The organism is Flavobacterium beibuense F44-8 (assembly GCF_000769915.1).
In the GTDB taxonomy this organism is placed as follows: Bacteria; Bacteroidota; Bacteroidia; order Flavobacteriales; family Flavobacteriaceae; genus Flavobacterium; species Flavobacterium beibuense.
Genome location: NZ_JRLV01000045.1, coordinates 1 through 1,716, shown reverse-complemented (window position 1 = coordinate 1,716; position 1,716 = coordinate 1). Strand labels below are relative to the sequence as shown.

Genomic DNA, 1,716 nt, shown 5'->3' with positions numbered 1-1,716 from the left:
AAAATCCCTAACCGAATGGTTGGGGATTTTTGTTTTTAGTAAAATCACTATAATCAGGGATAAATAACTAAAGAGGCTGTTATAGTTTTACCTCATCGTTTTGAGATAAAATATAACGCATGAAAAATTCCGGTATAACCACATCTTACTTTTTAAATCACAACAACCTATCTTGAGAAAGTCATGAAAAATATTTTATTTATTCTTCTTTGTTTTTAATTAAACCGATAAACACATATATGCTAATAGTATTTGTCAGGAACAATATTAATCCAAATAGGCAGACATTATTACGCCAAAGTGTCATCAGTCAAAAAGTCACACTGATAATGAAGTTGTCATAAAAATCATATTAGTAAATAAATCAATCCTAATAAGTTTTACTTTAAATTACAATAAAAAACACATTATAGTTTTAATCTGTCATTTTGAACACATCGCAAACAGAAACAATAACACGTTAAATAACAAAACATTACATAACATCATTTATTTAATCAAAGAAAAAATCTGAATAATAACAAAACCTGAAAGGCCTGAAAGGAATGTATGATAAATTAAAATTTACATGACTCCCTATTACCTATATTCTTTGATTTAAATGACAGTAAATTTATTGGCATAGATTTTGACTATACTTAATCACAATATCAGTGATGATATTATAGCTAGCTTACATAATGTAATAAAAATACATTAACCTTTAGAAATCACATTACAATGATACATTGAATAAATGTGAAAAAGAGCTTTTAAATCCCCTTTTAATATTTCCAAAAAATCTACATATCGGCTAATAAAACTTAAATTCTTAAGATACTATAGTCTATAGTACAATTACTGCTAATATCACTTATACATTAACCATTTTACCACTATTAGCAAAATTATTTACTATATAATACTTCCAGACCAGTACTTCCTTTTGGACAAGGAGATTATTCACAAAACAACTTCTACCTTCTTCAATTGGTATAATCATTCCGCAACAAATCTATATTACCATGAATATTTGACTTTTAACAATATAAAAAATGACATTTCAAAATTTATCCGATGTTACTGCAGCTATGAAAGAATGGGAAAACATTAGAAACAACCCATCAGGTGTAGTTAATTACCTTATCCTTGGAAACCACATTACTTTCATTAAAAACAAAAAAGCCGAGGCCGTACATGTTTATCCCGGTGTTTCTAAAGATAGTAATGAGCTTTACTTTTTCCTTATTGACAAAGAACAGGATATACAGCAAAGTGATGCCGATTTGTTTAACGCCATTACAATATGTAAGGCCGACCTGAAAAACCTTTCAGCACTTAACACTCAGGAATATACTCCGGGTAACTCTACCGACGAGATCTCTGAAGCGGAAGCCAGAGTAAGAACACAGGATTGGGACAGAAATTATGCTGACTGGGCAGAGAAACAAATAACACTTACTACAGATGGTATATTCAAAGCCTTTTATATGCCTGCAGACTATATGGCCGAAGGCAGTGAGTACGAATCATTCCTGGCACTTAAACCAAACAGCCAATCCCCTACCCTGTATGATGCTGATATAGTAACTACTTTTACCAATAACGGAAAAACTACCTACTATGATACTTGTATGCCAGTACCTCCATTGACACCATGGACACTAAATAGTTTTTACCTACTACAATTGGTATAATCATTCCATAACAAATCTATATTACCATGAATATTTGACT

At 30.7% G+C, this 1,716-nt stretch carries 1 protein-coding gene; it reads left to right on the top strand.

From position 1 onward, the window contains the following. The first annotated feature begins 1,034 nt into the window (after nt 1-1,034). A complete protein-coding gene (locus Q763_RS17230) occupies nt 1,035-1,676 on the top strand; it encodes a hypothetical protein (RefSeq protein ID WP_035136315.1) in 642 nt (213 codons plus the stop codon). Nucleotides 1,677-1,716: the final 40 nt, after the last annotated feature.